The sequence below is a fragment of the Mesorhizobium sp. M0563 genome (genome assembly GCF_040321065.1).
Taxonomy (GTDB): Bacteria; Pseudomonadota; Alphaproteobacteria; order Rhizobiales; family Rhizobiaceae; genus Mesorhizobium.
Genome location: NZ_JAMYQV010000011.1, coordinates 1 through 22,521, shown reverse-complemented (window position 1 = coordinate 22,521; position 22,521 = coordinate 1). Strand labels below are relative to the sequence as shown.

Sequence of the window (22,521 nt, the reverse complement as noted above, 5' to 3'; positions counted from 1 at the left end):
CCCTGAGCAACCATCGAACGGTTTGCTGGGCGCCGGCTTTGTCGGCCGGCACCCGGTCGCCTGTCGTTGAGTGGAGGCGGAAAGCAGGACCGTCTCAGTTGCCTTCCAGATAAGCGTTCCAGAAATAGGGCCATGGCGCCGGCGTCACGGCTTTCAGCTTGGGGGCCTGGGCGGCCAAGGCGTTGAAGTCGCCGACCTTGAACGCTGGAACCTCGTCGTAGATCGCCTTCTGGACATCTGCGAACAGCGCGACGCGCTTGGCCGGATCGGCTTCGGCGTTGAACGCCTCAAGCACCTGGTGCTTGCGATCCGAAACCCACCAACCCGGAGAGGAGTCCGACATTATGCCGGTCAGCGACGGCTCGGGCAGGAACGGACTGTGGCTAATGTAGATGTCCCACAGCGCCGGGTCGGTGCGGTTCTTGGTCAGCGTCGCCCATTCGACCACGTCGAGCTGGACCTGGAAGCCGGCGGCTTTCAGATACTCGGCCGCGACCTGCGCCAGCTTGTAGTGGAACTCGTATTGGCGGCTGGTGAGGATGCGCAAAGGCTTGCCGTCATAGCCGGCTTCCTTCAGCAGCGCCGCAGCCGCCTCAGTGTCGCCATCGGGCTTGTAGGGCTCGGTGCCGGCGTCCGTGTGCCAGGCAAAGCCTTCGGGATACATGTCGCCGTCGGCTGCGAAGAACTCCTTCGATCCGAATGCGGCGAGCAGCATGTCGTTCGGCGCCAGCGCTGCTTGTATCGCCTTGCGGATGCGAATGTCGGAATTCAGCCCCTGCTTGGTATTGAGGACGAATACCGGCCAACCGAACGGCTTCAAGATGACCGGCTGGGTCTTGCCACCCGAGATCTTGTCAAAGGACTCGACCGGCAGCGAGTCAACATAGGCGAACTGGCCGGAGACAGCGCCTTCGACGCGCGTGTTCGCATCGGGAACCGGCACGAAACGGATTTCGTCGAGATACTGTTTTCTGGCGCCACCATAGCCGTTGGGTTCGCCGTCGCGCGACTTGTAGCCGTCGAACCGGGCAAGCTGGATGTACTGGTCCGGCTTGCGTTCCTTCAACATATAGGGGCCGGTACCGACGAAGCTGGTCAGCGGCTCCTGTCCCACGTTTTCGGACGGGATGATGATTGCGGCCGCATTGTTGAGTGAGAGCAGCGACAGAAGTGGCGCGAACGGCTTTTTCAGGGTGAGCTTGACGGTGTGGTCGTCAACGGCGTCGACCGTGGCGATGACTTCGGCTGCCTGCTTGCCGCGCGTGGCAATCTTCATCCAACGCTGCAGCGAAGCGACCACGTCGGCCGAATTCATATCGCTGCCGTCGTGGAACTTAACGCCGGTTCTGAGCGCGATGGTGTAGGTACGGCCATCCGGTGAAATCTGTGGCATTTCGGCGGCCAACAGCGGCGTGATGCCCCAGTCCTTGTCGAAGGTATAGAGCGTCTCGTAGATGTGCTGCGTGACAATGCCAACCAGATCGGCGGTCGAGGCCATCGGATCCAGTGTCGGCGGCTCCCCAATGGTCGCCACATCAATCACTCCACCTCTAGCGGGCTCGGCCCAGGCAGCGCCTGTCGCCGGCAGCATAAGCGCGGCGAGTGAAGCGACGATTTGCAAGAAACGCTTCATCTTGGTTCCCTTCGCTCTGTTCCATAGTAATGGAATTTATATCCTAGTTACGGACGAAGTAAACGCATCCGAATATGGTGTCGTCAAGCTTTTTTCGCCCAGAGGACGTCGCGCGGCTGGAGTCGCTGATGATCCTCGTGCGCCAAGGCGTGGCCTCGCCGTAAGGCCTGCATCACGCGATCGCCCAGGCGCCTAGGCCGCGTGGTGGGATATCGGTGGCGGCGCGCTGAACCTGCTGTCTGCCGCCAGCGCACTGCTAAGCAGTCCTGAGCTCGCGCGATCGAACTCAGGTCCATGGAACACCGCCTCACCCGACGACGACTTTACGACCGCGCTGATCCTCGCCGGTTGGTCGCCTGGCAAGTAGCAGGCGACATGGCCACGTCAGTCCATACGATCAAGCTGGCATTAGCGGCTTGACGCGATCGACAATGGCGGCGACCGCTTCCTTCGGGCTCTTGCGACCGAGGACGGCGAGCTGAACCTCCTCGAGAAACGTCGACTGAGCGCGAGCGGCTTCGGGAAAAGCCGGAAAGGCCGGTCGCGCCTTGGCAAGGGCGGCTGCCTCGACCGTCGCCTGTGGCAGCGCCCCGGCGAACGACGGCTCGGCATAGGTCGAAGCGCGGACGGGGCCATTGCCGTTGCGCGCCATGTCGAGTGTGGCGGCCTTGCTCGCTACGAAGCGGATGTAGCTCCAGGAGAGCCTCTTGTCCGCCGAATTGGCGGGAATGGCCATTGCCCAGGATTCGACGACTGGGTGCATTTCCTGACCGGTGCCGAGGGTCTTGGAGCCGGGAAACTCGATCGGCTTGATCTTTCCCGGCGCAGTCGACTGTTCCTTGCTGTTGAGCTGCGCGTAGCGGGCGAAAGGCAGCACCGCGAAGGCAGCGCGTCCCTGCTGCATCCACGTCGCCATGTCGTCGTTGCGCGTTGTGGCGTAGCTGCGGGGAAGCGCCCCGGCCTTGAAGAGGTCGGCGAGCACGGACAGGCCCTTTTCCATCGCCTCCGGATCGGGAACCACCTTGAACTGCTTGTCGATGAAATCACCGCCGAACGCGCGGGCGAACATGACCGGGAAGACGGCGAGGTCGCTCGCAAGGATCATGCCGACGGCCGGCGTACCAGACTTGGAGGTGAAGGTCAGCTTCTTCGCCTGCTCGACCAGCTCCTCCAATGTGTTCGGTGGCGCCGAAATGCCGGCCTCCTGAAGCAGCTCCTCGTTGTAGAAAAGCCCCTGCGTGGCATGGCGCACGGGGATGCCGACGAGCTTGCCGCCGACGGTCATCGATTGGCGCAGGCCCTCGGCGATATCGTCGAAATCGTCGATCGGCTCGGCTTTCTTGAGGTCGTCGAGCGGCTCGAACAGCGAGGCGATCTGCGACGTCATGCGGTTGTCGATGACATAGCCGACGTTGAAATCGGTCTCGCTCAGGCTCGCCTCCCGGAATAACCGGTCCTGGAGCGGATTGCTGTCAAGCGTAGTCCAGGAGATCTGGGCGTTGTTCTTGTCCTCCCAGGGCTTGATGACATTGCCGGCGGCGCCGGTCGTCAGGTTGGCTTGGTGGACGCGATGGCAAAGCACGTTCAGCGTCTTTACCTGGGCATGGGCCAACCGACCCAATGCGCCCGTCGCGCCGGCGGCCATCGCGGTCGTCAGCAGGGCTCTGCGTGTCATGTGCAAAGGCATTGTCTTCCTCCCTTTCTCGGTGACGTCGTCACCCCTTGGTCGCGCCGGCGGTCAATCCGGCGACCAGAAACCGGTTCATCAGGACCACGAAGACGAGAGCCGGCAGCAATTGGACGGTAGAGGCCGCAAAGAGCACGCCCCAGTCGACGCCGTCGATCGAACTGATCATCTCCGAAAGGACCAGAGGCGCGGTCTTGGCGTGGTTGGCGGTGAAGATATAGGCGAACAGAAACTCGTTCCACGCGAAGACGACTACGAAGACGGCGACGGCGAGCATGCCGGGCGCTACGAGCGGCAAGATGATCTTGACAAGGATCGTCAGCGGCCGCGCGCCATCGAGGACAGCCGCCTCGTCGAGTTCGCGCGGTACCTGATCGATGAACGTGCGCATCAAGAGCGTGCCGAGCGAGACAAAGAACGTCGCGTAGAGCAGGATCAGCACCAGATGGGTGTCGTTGAGCCCGAGCCGATTGACGACCGGGAACAGTGGCAGCGTCACGACGATCGGCGGGATCAGCCGCGATCCGATCAGAAACATCACCGATCCTTCCAGGAAACGGACGCCCCGATAGCGTGAGTAGGCAAAACCGGCGAGCATACTTGCCATGACGGCAAGCGCCGTCGCCCCGGTGGTGATGATCAGGCTGTTGACGAGCCCGTCGAAAAAGGCCGGCCAGCGCTGCCACAGCGAGGCGTAGTGCTCCAAGGTCGGTTCGAAGAAGAGCTCCGGTGGAACCGCGAAAATCTCGCGACCGGGTTTGAACGACGAGAGCACGATGAAGCCGATCGGAAACAGTGACCAGACGACGATTGCCGCAACAGCGAGCATCTTTCCGGCACCGATGGCGAGACGCCTAGAACGCATTGGCCAGGGATTCCTTGCGCAGCCGCCATACATAGCCAGTCGCAAGCAGCAGCGAGATGACGACCATCATCCACGCCGTCGCGGCCGCCGTGCCGAACGAGTTGTAGCGGAAGCCTTCCTGATAAAGATAAACGGAAACGACCTCGGTCGTGCGTGCCGGGCCGCCCTGGGTCAGGAGCCAGACCTCGGAAAAGAGGCGGAAGGCGAAGATGTAGCGGAAGAGCAGCGCGATGAGCATCGCTGGCGCCAGGAGCGGCAGCGTGATGTTGCGGAAGAGCTGGAACGCATTGGCCCCGTCGGTGCGCCCAGCCTCGTAGAGCTCCTTCGGAACCGCGAGTCGTGCCGCATAGAGGATGATGAATGTGAATGGCAGGTGCAGCCAGATCGTGAGCAGGCCGACGAGGACGAGGCCGTGGGAAGGGATGAACGTCCAGTCGAGCGTCGGCAGACCGGTGTATCGCAGCATTAGCGTGATTGGGCCGACGTCCGGATCGAACAGGAAGCGCCACATTGCGACCGCCGTCACCTCGCTGATGGCGTAGGGAGCGAGCACCACGACGAGCATGACGCGCTGGAGGGGAAGCCCGGAAGCGAAAAGCAGGGCCAGGCCAAGGCCGAGCAGCAGTTCGATGTGAACCGCCACGGCGACGACGAGGACGGTGTTCCAGACCGAACACCAAAAATAGGGATCGGTGAGGACGCGGATGTAGTTATCGAACCCAACGAAGGTTGCCGATTGGCCGAATGACGAGGCTTCGAAACTCAGCCACAGGACGAAGATGGCGGGGAGCACGATGATCCCAAGCACCAGGAGGTGTACGGGCGTCGCATAGAGGTAGGCAGGCGAAAACGCGAAGCGCCGCCTCTTGGTCTCGCCAGCCGCTTCCGCCGTCCCCTCCCCCCTGTGGCCGACGGATGCCTCGGAACCAAATGCCATTGCTCCTCCCTGAGCGGTTGCGCGTCAGCCGTCCCTGGCGGCAAGTGGAACGGTGCCCTCCACCGTTGTCCTGTACATCACCCGGCGATATCCGGGATAATCGTTGATGGCGGTGTGCAGGACATGGGGATTGTTCCACATACCGAGCGTCTTCGGTTCCCAACGCAGCCTGCAGTTGAACTCGGGCCGGACAGCCCGCGCCATCAGGAAGTCGATCATCGGCTTGCTTTCTTCCTCCGTCATCCCCTTGAAATTGGTCATCACGCTGCTGACGAAGACATAGCGCCGGCCAGTCTCGGGGTGGCGACAGATCACAGGATGCTCGACGACGGCATTCTCGATCGCCTCGACATCGGCCTTGACGCCGAGCCGGCTGTGGGCCGCGTTGATGGCGAAGACCCCGCGGCCGCTATGGACGCCCGTCAGGCCTTGCAGGATCTCGACCAGCCGCGGCGAAAGCGAGTCATATGCCTTCTCGAGGCTGGAGAAGCAGGTGTCGCCGCCAACCGGCGGCACCTCCTCACCGTAGAGGATCGTAATGCCCGGCGGCTTCGGTAGCCAGGCGAGGTCCATGTGCCAGTCCTCGCCGATCACCTTGCCCGTGTCGTCCGGCTCGCGCACGAAGCGCACGATATCGTTAAAGCCGTCGATCGGCGTGTGCACCGGATTGCCGCTAAATGGTCCGAACCGGCGGGCGACCTTGTGGACGCCGGCGGCGTCAAGCTCCTGATCGCGCACGGCGAGCGCATGATACTTGTAGAGCGCGCGGCGAACGTCCTGGAAGGCATCCTCGCTCGCGCTCGCCAGATCGATCCCACGAATTTCTGCACCGAGCGCTCCAGTGAAGGGGCTGACCTCGAAACGAGTGAATGCGTCATCGCGCAGCACGTGATCCTCCCTAATACGCGCCTCGTCGCCATCATGGGCTGACTTACCTGCAAGTAAGTAACTTGAAAGCCAAAGGCTGTCAACTCACCCTCGCTTTGATCCACTGGATGTCTAGCCTCGACCCGAGCCCTTCCCCGCATCATGCCAAGCGGCGCGGATGATCGCGGCGAGCGCTGCGAAGGTCCTGGCGACCTCGTCGAAGCTTCCGGTGTCCTGCGTCATTGGTGGACAGGACAGAAGGGTAATGCGCAGCATGTGCACGAGCTCGTCGCTGAGTGTGTGGGAGGAAAGCTCTCCGTCCTTCACCGCCTGGTCTACCGCATGACGCAGGCTCTGATCATAGACCCGGTTGACGCGCTCCAGGGCACGTTCCGCTGGTTCGCCGAGAACCGGGAGGTCGTGGCGAAGGCGCGAAAGCGGGCTCCACATATTGCGGGCTCCCTTCTCAGCATTGAAACGTTCGTAGAAACGGCGCAGATCCTCGAGCTGCATATCGAGACGGTCGAAGAACCGGATATCGGGGGTCGTCCAGAAGCGCTTGATGCGGGCCTCGGCGTTGGCGGCGAAGTCTGCGATCAATTCCTCCATCAGCTGACGCTTGTTGCCGAAGTGATGATGGATGTTGGCGCGCGTCGTGCCGATTGCCGTCGCTATATCGCCGAAGCTGAAACCATCGTGGCCGCGTAGGACATAGAACTCGGCCGCGACCTCTTTGATTCTGGTCCGCGTAGAGTGCGCCTCGTCACCGGGAGATCCTGAAATGTTGGCTCTCATATCCCTTCCGAAATTCATGCCGCTCGCTGCCGCGACGATCACTATGCCGGAACGAGCCGCAACCGCCCACCGACCGGCACCAGACGCGATCAGCGTTGCTATCACAAATTGCCATGCGATGTACCCGTCGTACTAGAGTCTCTTTCTACGCACTGGCGGAACTAATATGGGCCAGGTGCAGACATTCGCGGTGGGGCGGGTGAGTAGATACGGGAACGCGTATATCGACCTTCAACCTGGTTCGCGCCCTTGACTGATATTACGGGTCAAAAGGGCAATGACCTTGCTGGGGCCACGCCACAAACTCAGGCAGTGGATAGCGGCTGCGCATCGGCTGCGCCGATCACTTCTCTCATCGTCACGATGGTGCGAAACGCCTTCACGTTCGAATCGGCGTGGAAGACTTCCCGCGTGAAGACATCGTACGCCTCCATCCCTGGCAATTGCAGGAGGAGCACGAAATCGGTTTCACCGGTGACATACCAAGCCTGACGAACCTCCGAGCGCCCGCGAAGCTTGCCGATGAAGGCGTCCAACTCGACAGCGCTCTCCCGTTCCAGGGAAACGAGCACATGGATGGTTAGCGGCAGGCCCACGGCCCCCGGGCGAACGACGGCAATGTCTGCTGCGATCACGCCATCCTTCCGCAGCCGGCGCAGGCGGCGCAGAACCGCGCTCTGGGAAAGCCCGACCTGCTCGGCGAGACGCCGCGCCGGGATCTGGTTGTCGCGCTGAACCAGCGACAGCAGCACATAGTCGAAGCGATCGAGGACGGCAGTTTTCGTCATGAGGACAGGCATGTATGACGAAATCAGGCAGGCGAGCAACGATAATAGGCGCCAACCGGCGTGGTTTCCGGGATAGAACTTCGCCTCATGGCCATAGACACACAGCCGGGCCTTGACCCTGATCAGATCGCGGCGCTGTTACAGCGCCTGTCGCCATTTTATGCACCGACACCGTTGCTCGACCTGCCAAACCTCGCTGCGAGCCTGGATGTGGCCCAGGTGCTTGCCAAGAACGAGGGACACCGTGCCCTGGGCAGCTTCAAGTCCCTCGGCGGCACTTATGCTGGTCTGTGTGCTCTGGCCCGGGCTACCGGGATGGATATCGACGAATTGCTCGATCCAGAGCGGGCCAGGACGCCGTTGCCGGCGTTAATCACGGCCAGCGCCGGCAATCACGGACTTGCCGTTGCCGCGGCGGCGAAGTTTGCCGGTGGGACGGCAAAAATATACCTCCACACGGGCGTTCCTGCGGCGCGGGTCAGGCGTATCGAATCACAAGGCGCCGAAATCGTGTGGGTCGACGGCACCTACGACGATGCCGTCGATCGGGCCTCCGCGGCGGCCCGGGCCGGAGAAGGCATTCTGGTGGCCGACACCTCTAGCGACCCGGACGACCTAGCTGTAGCAGATGTCGTCGCTGGCTATGGCGTGCTTGCTGCGGAAATTCGTCGCCAGGTCAACGAGATCGGCCATCTGAGGCCAACCCACCTCTTCGTGCAGGCCGGTGTCGGCGGACTTGCCGCCGCCCTGACGACTGGGCTGAAGGACTGGTTGATGCCTCCAGCCATGATCGTCGTAGTAGAACCAGAGGCCGCAGCCTGCGTCGCGGCCGGGCTGTCGCAAGCACGGTCCGTGCGGATATCCGGCGATCTCAAGACGTCGGCAGACATGCTCGCCTGTGGCGAAGCAGCCGCATCGGCGCTCGACGTACTCCGCCAAGGCAACGCTCGGGTCATAACCGTGTCCGAAGCGGCGCTTGCCGACGCGAAGAGCCGACTTCGCGAGGCAAACGGTCCAGGCACAACCCCGTCGGGTGCGGCCGGCCTCGCCGGCCTCGCCACCGCCGTCGCGACTTCCGGCCCATCGCGGGAGCTTGCGCTCGACGAATCGAGCCGGGTGCTGATCATCGTGACCGAGGCCGAACTGGAGAAGGACGCATGACGATGGCGCCAAACCCCGGACCATTGAACAAAAGAGCGGCTGGGCCGCGGACTGCTCGAGATGCCCACGCTTCAGACTCAACGCAGAACGGGTCCATGAAGCTCATCTACCAGACCCACTCCCCCTACGCGCGCAAGGTTCTGGTCTTTGCCCACGAGGCCGGGCTTGCCGGACGTCTGCGCGTCATTCATCACGAGACGAGCCCCATCAATCGCAACGATGATGTGTTTGCGATCAATCCGCTTGGCAAGGTGCCCGCTCTCGTTCTCGACGACGGCTATGCGATCTTCGATTCGAGCGTAATCTGCAGCTATCTCGACAGTCTCGAAAGCAGTCCTCGGCTCATCCCCGAAACAGGGCGAGCAAAATGGTCCGCCTTGCGCCTCCAGGCGCTCGCCGGCGGCATGTGCGACGCAGGCATTTCCATCCGCTGGGAAAACGAGCGCCGCCCTGAACATCTGCGTTATCCTGCCTTGGGCGCAGGCATGACGATGAAGCTCATCGAATCCTATAACTTCGTGGAACGCGAGGTCGAATTCGACGCACCGCTCCATGTCGGCCACATCGCGCTCGCCACTTGTCTAAGCTGGCTGGAATTCCGGGGACTGCCCGACTTCTTGCAGGGAAGGCCACGACTGACACGATGGTATAGATCCTTCGTGGAACGCCCTTCAATGCGTGCCACACCCTACGACGGCGACACGCGTGATTGATATCGATCGCTAGGCTTTCGAAATCCAGTATGTGTCGGTCACCAGCCAAGCGTTCTCGAGGCCATTTGCTGGTCGGCCTGGATGATATTGCGCGAGACGGGTGACCTTGCCTCGGGCAGCCTTGAGGGCGGCCATCAAGGCCTTTTCTTCGTCACTGCGCCTAGCTCCGCTGCAGGGGTAAAACCCGCATGGCACAAGTGACCGTACGGGAAACGTATCGCCGACCCTTTCCAGAAGCATCATGAAACCTCGTCGGTCCTCACCTGTGAACGGCAGTGCCATCCGGCCAGCGTCGGACAAATTTGAAAGCCACCGTTCCGGCACGTGCGTCACGCCGGCAAAAGCGACCACGACATCGAGGTTTGGCAGATCAACTGCCTGCGTTGCATCACCTGATATCACTTCTACATGGGCATAATGAGCAAGATTGCTTTGCGCACGCCGAGCCAGTTCTTCGTCGATCTCATATGCAATCACGCGTCCTTCAGAACCCGTTAGTTCAGCGAGGATGGCGGTGAAATAGCCGACACCGGCGCCCACCTGAAGGACAGTCTGGCCGGGAGTGATGTTCAGATGGTCGAAAACCAATGCCCAAAGCGACGGCAAGCCGCTGTTCAGTCCGCGTTTTTCGTCAAGCAAGACCAGAACGTCGTGGTAAATCTCATGAAGTGCGGCTGAAGGGCTGGTATGGACCGCCCCGATTTGCAATCTCGAATGGATACGCCAAGGCCCGTTGCCAAGGTAGTGTTCGCGCGGAACCTTTGCGAAGGCCTCGATGACCGCAGGGTTGTGCAAGACAGGTGATGAGACACGCAGATCTTCGGCAAACCACCGGCGCGCTTCACTAGCATCGATTCTTGTCGGCATGGAATATCGGCTCCGGATCGCACGTACTCAATCATGCTCTCAGAAAACCGAACGACGGCAAAGGGGCGCTATCCCCGCATTGAAGGGCAATGCCCGCTATCCGTTTGCCATAGAGCGCAGCTTTGCCGAGTGCCCTGCCCTCTTTGCCTGTGGACCCGCCCGTTTCGGCGCCTGGCGTCTGACCGAATTTGGCGCACGGGTGCCCGGAACGACGCCAGGACATCAACTCGCGCGGCGGATTGATACTCATTCTCGTGACATAGGGGGATTTTATAGCAAAGCGCGGACACCGGCGGCAACCTCGGCCAAGTCGTCATTGAGCTGGTGGTTGCGGCCGTCGAGCCGATGCAGGAGCGCGCTGGGTATCGCTGCTGATAGAGATCAATATGCGCAAAAGCGCAAGTTCGTCCCTGCTGCCGTGATGGCTTTTTCGTGGGCGAGAACCATCAAAATTTCTGGCATTGTTCCGAAGGCCGACCGCGAGGCTGTAAGGCGTGGCGATATGGAAGACACGCAACGCTCCGCCCGACGATCACATCCTCCGGCTGGCCAGCAGCCTTGTGAGCCAGTTCGGATCCATTTCCGGCACGGAGGATAAAAGCCGCTCGGTATAGGGGCCGTGCGGCGGCGTGAGAATTTCGCTCTTTAATGCCCGCTCAACGACTTTACCTTGGTGCACCCCAATTTCGTCGGCGATCGCCCGCACGGTGGCAATGTCATGGGTGATGAAAATGCAGCTCATGCCGAGTTCGCGCTGAAGCCGCATTAAGAGCTTGAGGATTTCCTCTTGCACAATCTGGTCGAGCGCGGACGTGATTTCGTCGCAGATGATGAGTTCCGGATCGGCGGCCAACGCCCGGGCGCAAACGCGCTGCTTCTGACCCCCCCGACAGTTCGGCCGGCAGACGATCCAGGTAAGTTTCGCTCATCTCGACCATGTGCATGCGTTCGCCGATCCCCCGATCCCACAACCAAGCCGTACTACTGCGCGGCAAGGTGATTGGCGGTTCGGAGCCTGTTGCCGGACCTTAACCCGGAGACTTAACCGCCCTTGTACACCCTAAGTTAAACGCAGTTTACCAAACAGACGAGGACAGTAGGCAAACCCGCCCCTAGGGTAAGAGGTCGTTCTGTCGATTTATCCGGGAGATACTATTGTCAGTCGTGTGGAAACAGAAGCAAACTTGCGATTCTCCATGCAGACACTATTGCAGTTCATGTGCTCTCATCCCATAGGGGGACGTTGTCGAAGAATGAGTGGGGGAACAACAATTTTCTCGGTGTTACCGCAAAAATCTATAAACCCCATTCGGTGATATGCCGGCAGGAGGACGACAACAGTGAGATATTCATTGTAAAATCGGGCTGGGGCATACTTTATCAGGCACTGCCGGACGGAGAGCGGCAGATCATAGACACTCCCCTCAAAGGGGATGTCGTCGGTTTCCGTGGCTTGGACGGACCCCGTCTTGCGTCGCTGGCGTCCATAACCGAACTAGCTGTTTATGAAATTTCCAGTAAGGAACTGGTCGAGGCCATCCTGTCGGACGGCCGAATCGGGAAGAAGATCGCCTGTTCGCTGGCGCGCCTGAACGCCATCCTTGCCGAACATCTGACAAATACCGGGCGACGGAACGCGATGAGGCGTACCGCCCATTTCCTGCTGGAGTTGGAAGAGAGGCTCTCCATGGTTGAGCTGTCGGTTGATGGAAGATATGAGTGTCCTCTTGCCCAGCATGAACTGGCCGACATCCTCGGAATGACCACGGTTCACGTCAACCGAACGTTAAGGGAGCTGCGCAAGGCCGATCTCGTCTCTTTCAAGTCAGGCCATGTAGAGGTGATCAACCGCAAGAAGCTGGTCGAAACAGCCGGATTCGACAGCGAGTATCTCAGGTAGCGGCTATATCTCTTTGAACGCCAGCGCATGGACACCAAAATGAAGACGGTCGTTCCGTCGCCGGAACAGTTCGAGACGACATTTACGGAGGGCTGGTCGTGCGCGGGACGCCTGACGTCTCGACGACAGCGGTATGCGGCTCGAGGCGGTCGACGGTTGGGCTGAGCGGAACGCAACCCAGCTCGTGCCGAGCAAAGCAAAGTGTGCGAAGGGAGATCATCATGACCCGACGGCAACACTTGTGAATCGGCGTGCAAAATTCGACGCCGATTTTGCACGCCGATTCACAGGCCGAAGCCTCCCAGACCGAGGACCGGGCGGTATGGGCTGCGAGAGGCTTGGCGGCGAAACACGCTGGCGTCATTGCCGTGGTCGCGCGATGCTAACCCTGCATTAGGCGAATACGGCGAGCCGACGACATTGTTCGTCAGCCGCGACGTGCCTGATATGGAATGAGCTTCCTTCGGAGACAAGAGCTACGGCGGCAGTAGCTTTCCCTCCTCTTTGGCGGCCTCAAGGAACGCTCTGCGAACCACATCGGGCTTCACCTGATCGATCATTGCATCCATGCAGAGTTGCACCGCGCTATGCCACTTAGGGCCGCGCTTGCTCCACTTCAGGAGCTGCTCAGCGGCCCTTCGACGTTGCTGCATTGGTAGATGACGCCGGGACGGCCGGTCTTTACGGGAATCGACGGTGAAAACCAATGGAGCGACATTTGTACATAAGCCCTATCTAAACTAAGAGTTCCGTCAGCCACGCCCCGGTTCGAGCCAAGGATCGGAAAACCGGCTATGGCCCAGCCCCGCGCAGCCCCTTCTGGCTGGCCATATCGGGGTAGGGACGCAGCGTAGACATCTATTTTAGGATGCATTGCCAACTCAGAGATGATCATTGCGGTGATGCGAGCCGCTTGGCTAAAGCCGTCGTGGCAACGCTGATGCAGCGGGGCCGGTGATGACGGTTGTAGTCTCGCGTCTCGGCCGCGGTGCGTTTCTCAGAGCCCCTTAGAGACTGCCCCAGCCATAGACCGTTGCGGCCGGGTCAGACGGCCTCGCGGTTGAGATGAACTGCAATTGAATTGCGCTCCACCAAGCGGGCCGCAAGGACACGGTGCTCGAAAGGTAACGTGGCCTCCGCCAACCTCTTCAAGAGAAGCTCCGCTGCCGCCGCTCCAATCAAATGTGCCGGCTGCGCGATGGCTGTGATACCCTGGGTCACGAACTGCATCCAGTCGAGATCGTCGAAGCAGAGCAGCGAAACGTCTCCTGGAATCGCAAGCTTCAATGCGGAAATGGCCTCCAGAACCCCTGTCGACATCACACCATCGGCCGTAAACAGAGCGGACGGTGCATTGCGCATTGTCAGCAGATCGAGCGCCTCCTTGCGGGCTGCCTCGCTAGAATAGACCGCCACGCGACGGATCAACTGCGGATCCGGCGTAATGCCCGCGGCGCGATGGGCTTCGAGATAACCCAATAGTCTCTGCCAGCTTGGATGATGGTAGCGAAGATCAGCGCTGGAGAGATCAACGTTTGCCACAAACGAGCCAACATCGTCGCGTTGGCCCGGCCCGAGTTCCGCCAATATTCCGATGCGGCTGTGTCCGGCCGCTATCATCGCCGCGATGCTGCTATGCGTTACAGAAACGTTGTCGACCACGACTGAATCGGTTTCCAGGCCCGCCACCATGCGGTCGAACTGCACGACGGGACAGCGAGCCGCGACTGCTTCACGAAGATGATCCGGCTCGTCCACGAAGGTCGATGAGACAATTAAACCGTCGACCTGCTTTTCCAGCAGCAGTTGCACCGCCTCTTGCTCGAGTTCGGCATTTTCATCACTGTTCGTAACGATAACCCCGAAGCCGCCACGGCGCGCGACATCCCCTATTCCGCGCAGCACGCTGGCGTAGAATGGGCTTTCGATGTCGCCAACCACAACGCCGATAGTCTGCGTTTTACCGGTGATCAGACCTTTGGCAAGGCGATTGGGGCGGTAGCCCAGCTCAGCTGCTGCGGCCCGCACCTTCTCCTGAACCTCGGGGCTGCTGTAGCCGTAGTCACCAAGAACACGCCCGGCCGTGGCGGAACTCACCCCGGCCCGGCGAGCGACCTCTATGATAGTTGCGTTTTTGGGTAATCTTTGAGTCACTCGGCAAACCTACCGCCCATGCGCGCGTTGTGCCGGCGACCTAGCGGCAGTTAAGCCCGCCCCGCAAGGCCGAACACCGGAACAGCCGCCGTTGCGCACACCATTGCAATCACAGCACCTCGGACAAAAAGCGCCCAAGACGCGGGCTTTGCGGGTTATCAAATAGGTCCTCTGGTCGGCCTGCCTCGACAATTCGCCCCTCGTCCATGAATACGACCTGGTTCGCGACCTTGCGGGCGAAATTCATCTCGTGTGTTACGACCACCATCGTCATCCCGCCCCGACCGAGATCGGCCATCAAGTTCAGGACGCCTTTGACCAATTCCGGATCGAGCGCGCTGGTGACTTCGTCGAACAGCATAATCTCGGGTTCGAGGGCCAGGGCGCGCGCGATGGCCACCCGCTGCTGTTGCCCGCCCGAGAGATTGGCCGGCCGATGGTCCTTACGCTCCAGCAGTCCGACTTCATTCAGCCTCGCCAAGGCCGCGCCCTCAGCCTCCTCGCGCGACATGCGTTTAACTTTGCGAAGCGCCAAGGTGATGTTGGCGAGCGCGCTGCGGTCGGGGAACAGATTGAACTGCTGGAAAACCATGCCGACGCGCCGCCGGAGTTGGTCAGGGGTCTGTTTGTAGATGCTTTCGCCATCGAGCAGAATGTCACCGGCTCGACACTCTACGAGGCGGTTGAGGCAACGCAGCAAGGTCGACTTGCCCGAGCCGGATGGACCGATGAGGCAGGTGACGGTCCCCGGCTCCACTTTCAGACTGACGTCATGGAGGACCTGGACGGCGCCATAGGCCATGTCGATATTCTTGACCTCAATGCCGCCACCCTTGAAGCGTGTGGGCTCTGCTGCAGGCAACGTCGCTGTGCCCGGCACGCCCGCTTCGGCAAGCTCGGCGACTTCCTTGAGGCCACTTTGCACAGCGGTGATACGTTTGCCGACGCGCATGCGCGCGTCGATGTAATTGACGAGGTGGGTTAGCGGCACCGTGATCACGAGATAGAACACGCCGGCCAGCAACAGCGGCGACAAGTTGCCGGTCAGCACGGCTTGGTCCTGGCCGACGCGGAACAGTTCGCGTTCGGAGGCGAGCAGACCAAGGAAATAGACCAGGCTGGAGTCCTTTACGTTGCCGATGAACTGGTTGACCAGTGCGGGCAGGACGCGGCGGATGCCTTGCGGGATCACCACCAAGCGCATGCCTTGGCCATAGGTCATGCCGAGAGTGCGGGTGGCGTCGATCTGACCACGCTCGACGCTCTGAATGCCGGCGCGGAAAATCTCCCCGATATAGGCGCCGGCGATCAGGCTGAGCGCCAGAATGCCCAGCGGATAAGGCGATGGACCGAACAGATCTCGGCCCAATCGCGCGAAGCCTTGGCCAATGATTAGGATTGTGACGATGGCAGGAAGCCCGCGGAAGATATCGGTGTAGACTCGGGCAAGGAGTTTCAGCGGCCGGTTCTCGGAAATCCCCATCACGGCGAGTACGATACCGATCAGCGTCCCGAAAAACGTCGAGGCAAGGGCCAGGATCAGGGTGTTCTTGAGGCCGACCATCACCATGTTCGGCAGAACTTCTGCCATCGCCTGGAAATCAAGAAAGCTGCGGGCGAAGTTGTCGAACCAGCTCATATCAAGTCCATCTATAACTCGGCCGGGCACCGTTGCTCACGGGCCCGGCCGGAAACGCTAACGAATACGCGCGAATTTACTTCTTTGGCAGATATTGATCCGGCATCGGGGTACCCGGGAACCATTTCTCGTGAAGCCGTTTCCAGGTGCCATCGTCCATGGCCTCTCGCAATGCCTTGTTGAGCGCTTCTCGGAAGGCGTCGTTGCCCTTCTTGACCACGAAACCGGCTGGCGCATCGAAGGACGGCACGTTCATTGTTATCTTCAGGTTCTTATAGCGCTCCACATACTGCTTGGCCGACTCATAGTCAGTGAAATGCCCATCGATCGTCCCGTTGTTCAGCGCCGCCACGGCAGTGTTGTTGTCCGGGAATTTGACGATGTCGCCCTTCAGATTCTTCTCGGCATAGATTTCCTGCAACGTCCCCTGGATCACGCCAATGCGCTTTCCGGCGGTGCTCTCATTGCTCGTCAGAGCCGGATCAGGCGAAATGATCGACAGGTAGCCAGCGAGATAGCCGTCGCCAAAATCCACGGTCTTCTTGCGCTCCGCGGTCGTGCCAATGGCGGCGACAGCGACGTCGAAGCGACCGTTGGCGACAGAGGGCAGCAGGGCCGAGAATTCCTGACCGGTGAAAACGACCTGCTCCTCCTTGAACCCGAGCCGGCGCGCTACGTCGCGGAAGAGTTCAGCGTCGAAACCGGTGAAGTTGCCGTTGGCGTCGGTGAAGACATAGGGTTTCGCATCGCCCATGGTTCCGACGCTGATCACCGTCGGGTCGATGAGGTTGTAGGGGTTGTCGGCCGCTTTTGCCTGCGTTGATGCGGCCAACGTGCCAAGTCCTGTCACCAGCGCGATCGTCAGCGCCAGACCGGATTTCACAAATTGGCGCCTGCTCGAATTCGTTTGCATGTCTTCTCCTCTTACGATTGGCCGAAGTCGGCCTGCGGTCCCACTCGACGACCCATCCATCAAAACGCTCTTTCATGGCGTTGGTTAGATGAATGAGAACGTTATCACTTTGACTAGCATTGTCCATTTCTCGCGTCAATTGCTCAGTTGAATTCCCCAACTAGACGGTTCTCTCGTCTTGAATGCGCCGAGCTCCGCGGAGGACCTCCGGCGTGATCTTTCCTAGATCAATTGCTGCCGCATAGCCGATCGCCCCGTAGTACCGGCAGGTAGCAGCCGCCGCCTCCGCGGCTTGGCTAAGAATGTCCTGAGGCGCCTCTTTCTTAAGCAGGCCGAATAGCGTTCTTGCGATGAAGGTGTCGCCCGCGCCCAGGGTGTCGACGGGTTCGACCAACCGCGCCGGGGTTCGGTAAGAGACGGTGTCGCCGTGAAGCACCGCGCCGGCCCGACCGCGAGTCACAAGAACCCACCTTGAACCAAATGCGAGCAATTCGGCTGCGATTGCGGCCAATTCCTTGTCGTCGAGACCGTCACCCGAGACACAAGCCAGATAGCAATAGGGCCCAATCTCGCGTCGGTGTCCCGGTTCCCGGCGGGTGGAAAAATCATAAGACAACAGTGACTTACTTGATACAGCGGCAACCCACGGGTCCAAACCGCTGGACTGGCCGATGTGGACGGCCTGAAAACCCGAGAGAAAATCCAGATCTTCTTGCGTCGGCGTGAACACCGAAACTCCGAGATCGAAGTCCAGGAAAATCCGATCGGCGTTGCGGTGACCTATGAGGCAGTAGGCGGTCGGCCCTTCAAGGCGCCGCAATCGGGTGATGTCCACGCGGTCGGACTTGAGTGCGGCGTGGATCAAGTCCCCTGCCCGGTCTTTGCCGATCGCCCCAACATAGGCCGACTGCCCGCCGAAGCGGCTGACATACACCGAGACATTGAGGCAATTTCCGCCAGGATACATCTCGCCGCGAGCGAGATAACAATCGACCACGTTGTCGCCCATCGCGGCAATCTTGACCATCGCAGGACTTTCAGTTTAAAGGGTGTGATAACGTTCGCACAATGGCCCGCCATTGTCAATTGTGCGCCGGCCCAAGCTCTGTCAACGAGAAGAGGAACCTAATGATTTTCGCCCTCCCCGCCGACGTTGAACGCGCCCTGGCCGCTACGGCGGGCAGGCAGTTTTCGCATCTATTCCTCGTGGCGTGCGGCGGCTCGCTCTCGATCATGATGGCAGGCAAATACTTTGTCGACCGTCACAGCGGCACATTCGCCTGCGATATCTACAACGCGGATGAGTTCGTCTGCCGAGATCCGCGACGGTTGGGACCTGACGCGCTCGTCGTCCTTTGCTCGCAGACAGGCACCACCCAGGAGACCGTGCGAGCGGCCAATCATGCAAAGGATCAAGGCGCGACGACAATCGGCATGACGCTCGACCAGATATCGCCCCTCGCGCAGGCGGTCGACCACGCAGTCGCCTACCAGGCCTCCTACACGACGGGCAAACCGATCGATGCAGCCCGCAGCAACTACGGCGTGCTCTACATGTTGCTCGCCGGCCTAATCGATGCTCGGGAGGATGCCGGGCTGACCGCCGATCTGCTGATGAGCCTGAGCCATCTTCAGCCGGCGATCGAACGTGCGCACCGGACCTATGCCGACCGGTTTAAGGCCTTCGTACCCCGTTTCGCGCCGCGCAAAGCGATCTACACACTGGCCAGCGGTGCAAGCTACGGTGCGGCGTATTCCTACGCCATCTGCGTGTTGATGGAGATGCAGTGGTACGACTCGCAAGCCATACACGCCAACGAGTTCTTTCACGGCCCGTTCGAGGTGGTGGACCGGGATACTTGCTTCGTGGTCTTGATGGGTTTGGACGAGACGAGGCACCTTACGGAACGCGCTCGCGATTTCCTTTTCAAGCACGGCAGCCGGGAAAACATCCTGGTGCTCGATGGAGCGGAACTCGACCTCAGCGGTATGTCCGAACACATCAAACCCTATCTCGTGCCCTTGGTCTTCTTCGACACTCTATGGCGTTTTGCCTATACGCTGGCTGGTCTGCGCGGCCAGCCGATGCTCGAGGGCCGGCGCTACATGAAGAAGCTCACGGACTACTAGTTCCGCCGCGCTCTGCAGCCATCCAACAACTCCCAGCCCGGCTTCTGCGTAGAAGGATTTTTCTATGACTGCATCCCCAAAACCGCGCCAAGTCGTCGTCATCGGCGCTGGCATCTTCGGCATCTCTTCCGCGCTGCACCTCGCTCGTCTTGGCTTTGATGTAACCATTGTCAACGACGGCGCGCCGGCCAACGGTGCATCCGGCCGTTCACTTTCCTGGCTGAACTCAGCGCGACGTGCTGACACTGCTTACCACCGCTTGAGGCTTGCGGGCATCGACCGTTATCGGACCCTGGCGGCCACAAGGCCGGAAACGGCGTCGTGGCTTCGCTTTGACGGCGGCCTCACCTGGGATGCGGATGATGGGACGAACCAGATCGCCTCCATCTGCCAGCTGGAGCAGGATATTGGTTATGACGCGCTTCTGCTCGGCCCTGCCGAAGTCGGCGCAGTGACGCCCGGTGTCAACGCCAGCGCAATCACCCCGCAGGGTGCCATCTTCAATCCTGGCGAAGGATGGGTTGACCTGCCCTGCCTGATCGATCTGCTGCTCAATGAGTTCCGCTCCCGCGGCGGCAAGCTCGTCCAGAACGCCGGACGCGTGCGGATAGATGCCACAGGTGGTCGCGCGCGTGGCGTCGTCACTGCCGACGGTGTGCCGTTAAAGGCGGATGCAGTGGTCCTTGCCGTTGGGCCAGCGACGCCTGCCATGCTTGCGGAGATCGGAGTTCGTGTCCCCGACGCCACGCCGATTTCACTCCTCTTGAAAACCAAGCCGATCAAGACCGAGCTCCGTGCCGTGCTGAATACGCCGCGCGTGGCGGTGCGCCCGACGCCGGATGGCGAACTTGTTTTGGATTCGGCGTGGTCGGAGGAAGAAGTCGTGGTCAACTCTGATGGAACTTACACCGTGCACGACAAGACCGTCAAAGGACTGCTCGACGAGGCTAGTGCGGTGCTCGAGGGCAATCGGCGGCTCCAACTCGCTACCTATGCAGTTGGCCCGAAGCCCATCCCGGGCGACGGCGAGCCAGTGCTTGGCTCCGTCGAGACCGTCGCCGGGCTTCACGTCGCCTTTAGCCACAGCGGCGCCACGCTTGGATTGATCGTCGGCGAATTGCTTGCCAAAGAAATCGCCTCAGGCAATCCGCATCCCATGCTTGCAACGTTTCGCGCTAGTCGATTCAGCTGAAAGGGCAATTGCGGCAAGGCCGAACTGTCCAAGCGCGGACGCTCAAGGGAGAAGATGAATGCCCCGCAAACTATGGCCAGATAGCCGCTCGCGATCCACTGGAGTGCGCTGAGCGCGACAAGTTGCGCAAGCCTCAATTCAAAGCCAAGAAGATCGAAAGGCAGACTGCACCGAAGAGCCCGGCGGTCTACCTTGTGTGAATTAGGTGCAGTGCAGACTTCCCGCCCTTCACGGGCGCCGCTGACAGCTTGCGGTCAAAGCTGGCAAGTTGGCCGCCTCGCGCCTTGGCGAGCGCGAGAAGGTACGTATCCGTGACCTGTGCCGAAGTCAGGATTTTCGCTGCATCGATGTCGCCGGAGCCAACCAGGCTCACATCGTCGGGCCAGAAGCTGTGCCCGTGCAGAGCCCGCAACTTGGTAACGATTTGCGCAACGATGGCGGGCGAGCCGGGAGAATTAGGATATCTTTGGTTCCCGACGATGCGCAGGACGCCGTTTTCGGTGATCGGACAAGTAGCCCATGCCGCGTTGCCCGTCTCTTCGAACCAGCCATGCGCGTCGCCATAGGCGACGTGACCAGGATCGATCAGTGCGATCAGCACATTGACACCGAGCAGGAAGGTCAAGGCAGTTCGTTTCGCAAGGCGTTGACCGTCTCAAGCGTGACAGGAGGTGCATGCGGCCGAGGCGACAGAAGAGGAATCCCGTTGCGCTCGCCGCCAGCTTGAGGCCGGCGCAGCGAGCGCCGGGCGAGATCGCTAATGACCTCGCCGAGGCTACGACCCTGCTGCCGGGCCATGGCCCTGGCCGCGACCAGGACGTCGTCATCAATCGCCAGTGTGGTTCTCATATCACTCTCCTGACGCGCATCAAACATCACGCATGATGTGGACTAGCTACGTCGGACACTCAAGCGGTGCGAATACCCGGCGGATTTGCGTGGAACACGTTTTGCCGGAAAGATCGTCGCTCCGCGGCTTCAACCTTTATGCGACGAAAACTGCGCCCGCGGTAATCAGCGAAACGCCAAGCCAGTTCGGCAGGGACAATTGTTATCTGAGGAAAACCGCACGGAATACCGTGTCAAGCGCGACGCTTAGCGTGGCGTCACCGAGCAACTCGCCCTCCCACAATGCAGCACCAGGGCTGCGATGACATGTCTTGATCGTGTTGCTGAAGTCAGCCAGATCCTACGTCGATAACGGCCTTGATCAGACCGGACTTCTGCTGCGCCCAGATTGCGATGTCGCGTGGGCTGTCGCGCAGGGTGGTGCGGTGGGTGACAAGCTGGTCGATTGGTATTTTTCCAGCGCGGATCGAGGCAATGACGTGCTGGAAATCGCTACGAGTCGCGTTGCGACTGCCGATCAGCATCATTTCCCGTTTGTGGAACTCTGGATCGGAGAAAGTTATGTCGTCCGGCACGACGCTGACCATCACCATGACGCCGCCATGAGCAACATAGGCAAGGCAGACTGCATCGAACGGCTGTTTCCCGTTGCGTCGAAGACGACGTCGAAACCTGCTCCCGCAGTTCGCGCCGCTATCGTTTTGATGATCGAAGGTCAGCCGCTCGGTATCGACGTCCATGACGGTCACGTTCTGTTGCGCGATTCGCGCAAAAAGCGCCGTGCCGAGGCCGATCGGCCCGGCGCCGATAACCAAGGTGCGAATGCCCGGCCCCGCCATGCATCTGCGGACTGCGTGGGCACCGATGGCCAGAAACTCGACCGTGGCCGCCTCCACCAGTGACAGGCCGGCCGCTGGAATCAAGTTTTGCGCCGGCACGAGAATCTGCTCACTCATGGCACCGTCACGGTGCACGCCAAGCACCTCGATCGACATGCAGCAGTTAGGCTTGCCCTGGCGGCAGGCGGCACAATGTCCGCAGGCAAGATAGGGATTGACGAGGATTTGCTCTCCGACCGACAGGTCCACGGGCGCGTTGATTGCCGCGATTGTTCCCGAAACCTCATGGCCCATGATGCGCAGATAGGCGAGATAAGGATGCCTGCCCTCGAAGATGTGGTAGTCGGTTTCGCATATCCCGACAAAGGCGACATTGACCAGTGCCCAGCCTTCGGGCGGAGCGTCTGGTGCCTGCTGCTCCTCAAACACCAGTCTGCCGGGCTCGGAGCATCGCACGACTTTGATGGTGGGATCCATGACGGCAATTCCCCCCTTGCTAAGCTGGAGTCCGGCAACAGGAAGTGGTGGCGGGGGGGCCAACCCCCGCCCCCGCGGGGCGGACGAGCACACCATGACCTAGGTGACGGCGACC

Annotated in this window: 21 protein-coding genes and 1 pseudogene; 5 read left to right on the top strand and 17 right to left on the bottom strand. The window is 60.6% G+C overall.

What is annotated here, in order from left to right:
• Positions 1-94: 94 nt before the first annotated feature.
• The 7 genes from NKI50_RS15745 to NKI50_RS15715 all read right to left on the bottom strand — a co-directional run bounded on the left by NKI50_RS15745 (position 95) and on the right by NKI50_RS15715 (position 7,572).
• Positions 95-1,633, bottom strand: a complete 1,539-nt coding sequence (locus NKI50_RS15745; protein WP_023718492.1) for an ABC transporter substrate-binding protein — start codon at positions 1,631-1,633, stop codon at positions 95-97.
• 397 nt (positions 1,634-2,030) lie between these two features.
• Entirely contained in the window at positions 2,031-3,320 is a 1,290-nt protein-coding gene (locus tag NKI50_RS15740; protein ID WP_023718494.1) for an ABC transporter substrate-binding protein, read from the bottom strand.
• A 28-nt stretch (positions 3,321-3,348) separates the two neighbouring features.
• The gene (locus NKI50_RS15735; protein ID WP_352717058.1) at positions 3,349-4,185 is read right to left on the bottom strand and encodes a carbohydrate ABC transporter permease; all 837 of its coding nucleotides are present in this window, start codon (positions 4,183-4,185) and stop codon (positions 3,349-3,351) included.
• The gene (locus NKI50_RS15730) at positions 4,175-5,122 is read right to left on the bottom strand and encodes a carbohydrate ABC transporter permease (protein ID WP_023718496.1); all 948 of its coding nucleotides are present in this window, start codon (positions 5,120-5,122) and stop codon (positions 4,175-4,177) included. Before NKI50_RS15730 ends, NKI50_RS15735 begins: the two co-directional genes overlap by 11 nt.
• 24 nt (positions 5,123-5,146) lie before the next feature.
• On the bottom strand, positions 5,147-6,010 hold the full coding sequence (locus NKI50_RS15725; RefSeq protein ID WP_023718497.1) for a TauD/TfdA dioxygenase family protein: 864 nt from the start codon (positions 6,008-6,010) through the stop codon (positions 5,147-5,149).
• Positions 6,011-6,121: 111 nt separating this feature from the next.
• Entirely contained in the window at positions 6,122-6,826 is a 705-nt protein-coding gene (locus NKI50_RS15720) for a TetR/AcrR family transcriptional regulator (RefSeq protein WP_352588814.1), read from the bottom strand.
• Positions 6,827-7,089: 263 nt separating this feature from the next.
• Positions 7,090-7,572: an Lrp/AsnC family transcriptional regulator gene (locus NKI50_RS15715; RefSeq protein WP_023718499.1), complete on the bottom strand. Its 483-nt coding sequence runs from the start codon at positions 7,570-7,572 to the stop codon at positions 7,090-7,092.
• Between the two features lie 87 nt (positions 7,573-7,659).
• Here NKI50_RS15715 and NKI50_RS15710 point away from each other — a divergent pair, with 87 nt between their 5' ends.
• The gene (locus tag NKI50_RS15710) at positions 7,660-8,733 is read left to right on the top strand and encodes a pyridoxal-phosphate dependent enzyme (protein ID WP_031193821.1); all 1,074 of its coding nucleotides are present in this window, start codon (positions 7,660-7,662) and stop codon (positions 8,731-8,733) included.
• A gap of 95 nt (positions 8,734-8,828) precedes the next feature.
• Positions 8,829-9,446, top strand: coding sequence for a glutathione S-transferase family protein (locus NKI50_RS15705; RefSeq protein WP_352483668.1), 618 nt, complete (start codon positions 8,829-8,831; stop codon positions 9,444-9,446).
• A gap of 9 nt (positions 9,447-9,455) precedes the next feature.
• On the opposite strand, the gene NKI50_RS15700 is transcribed toward NKI50_RS15705, so the two are convergent.
• Positions 9,456-10,313 (bottom strand): protein-L-isoaspartate O-methyltransferase family protein, encoded by an 858-nt coding sequence (locus NKI50_RS15700; RefSeq protein WP_352496637.1) that lies wholly within the window; start codon positions 10,311-10,313, stop codon positions 9,456-9,458.
• A 532-nt stretch (positions 10,314-10,845) separates the two neighbouring features.
• Positions 10,846-11,166, bottom strand: a complete 321-nt coding sequence (locus NKI50_RS15695; RefSeq protein ID WP_023718503.1) for an ABC transporter ATP-binding protein — start codon at positions 11,164-11,166, stop codon at positions 10,846-10,848.
• Between the two features lie 390 nt (positions 11,167-11,556).
• Between NKI50_RS15695 and NKI50_RS15690 the strand changes: the two genes are divergently transcribed.
• Positions 11,557-12,213, top strand: a complete 657-nt coding sequence (locus tag NKI50_RS15690; protein ID WP_352483670.1) for a Crp/Fnr family transcriptional regulator — start codon at positions 11,557-11,559, stop codon at positions 12,211-12,213.
• 476 nt (positions 12,214-12,689) lie between these two features.
• Here the strand turns inward: NKI50_RS15690 and NKI50_RS15685 are convergent, their stop codons facing one another.
• From NKI50_RS15685 to NKI50_RS15665, 5 genes are all read right to left on the bottom strand, one after another.
• On the bottom strand, positions 12,690-12,866 hold the full coding sequence (locus NKI50_RS15685; protein WP_023718504.1) for a DUF982 domain-containing protein: 177 nt from the start codon (positions 12,864-12,866) through the stop codon (positions 12,690-12,692).
• A 391-nt stretch (positions 12,867-13,257) separates the two neighbouring features.
• The gene (locus tag NKI50_RS15680; RefSeq protein ID WP_023718505.1) at positions 13,258-14,367 is read right to left on the bottom strand and encodes a LacI family DNA-binding transcriptional regulator; all 1,110 of its coding nucleotides are present in this window, start codon (positions 14,365-14,367) and stop codon (positions 13,258-13,260) included.
• Positions 14,368-14,476: 109 nt separating this feature from the next.
• Positions 14,477-16,006 carry an amino acid ABC transporter permease/ATP-binding protein gene (locus tag NKI50_RS15675; protein WP_023718506.1) on the bottom strand — a complete coding sequence of 510 codons (1,530 nt, stop codon included), beginning with the start codon at positions 16,004-16,006 and terminating at the stop codon, positions 14,477-14,479.
• 76 nt (positions 16,007-16,082) lie between these two features.
• A complete protein-coding gene (locus NKI50_RS15670) occupies positions 16,083-16,919 on the bottom strand; it encodes an ABC transporter substrate-binding protein (protein ID WP_352483671.1) in 837 nt (278 codons plus the stop codon).
• Positions 16,920-17,079: 160 nt separating this feature from the next.
• Positions 17,080-17,946, bottom strand: a complete 867-nt coding sequence (locus NKI50_RS15665) for a PfkB family carbohydrate kinase (protein ID WP_023718508.1) — start codon at positions 17,944-17,946, stop codon at positions 17,080-17,082.
• A 101-nt stretch (positions 17,947-18,047) separates the two neighbouring features.
• Here NKI50_RS15665 and NKI50_RS15660 point away from each other — a divergent pair, with 101 nt between their 5' ends.
• Together NKI50_RS15660 and NKI50_RS15655 are read left to right on the top strand one after the other, a co-directional pair.
• Entirely contained in the window at positions 18,048-19,049 is a 1,002-nt protein-coding gene (locus NKI50_RS15660; RefSeq protein WP_023718509.1) for an SIS domain-containing protein, read from the top strand.
• A gap of 64 nt (positions 19,050-19,113) precedes the next feature.
• Positions 19,114-20,241 carry an NAD(P)/FAD-dependent oxidoreductase gene (locus NKI50_RS15655; protein ID WP_352483672.1) on the top strand — a complete coding sequence of 376 codons (1,128 nt, stop codon included), beginning with the start codon at positions 19,114-19,116 and terminating at the stop codon, positions 20,239-20,241.
• Between the two features lie 187 nt (positions 20,242-20,428).
• Here NKI50_RS15655 and NKI50_RS15650 read toward each other — a convergent pair whose 3' ends face one another.
• The 3 genes and pseudogenes from NKI50_RS15650 to NKI50_RS15640 form a co-directional block, all read right to left on the bottom strand.
• Positions 20,429-20,866 carry a TA system VapC family ribonuclease toxin gene (locus NKI50_RS15650; protein WP_352483673.1) on the bottom strand — a complete coding sequence of 146 codons (438 nt, stop codon included), beginning with the start codon at positions 20,864-20,866 and terminating at the stop codon, positions 20,429-20,431.
• Positions 20,863-21,090 (bottom strand): ribbon-helix-helix domain-containing protein, encoded by a 228-nt coding sequence (locus NKI50_RS15645; RefSeq protein WP_023718512.1) that lies wholly within the window; start codon positions 21,088-21,090, stop codon positions 20,863-20,865. The genes NKI50_RS15650 and NKI50_RS15645 overlap by 4 nt, the downstream gene beginning before the upstream one ends.
• 329 nt (positions 21,091-21,419) lie before the next feature.
• A pseudogene (locus NKI50_RS15640) lies at positions 21,420-22,394 on the bottom strand (zinc-binding alcohol dehydrogenase family protein).
• Positions 22,395-22,521 lie beyond the last annotated feature (127 nt).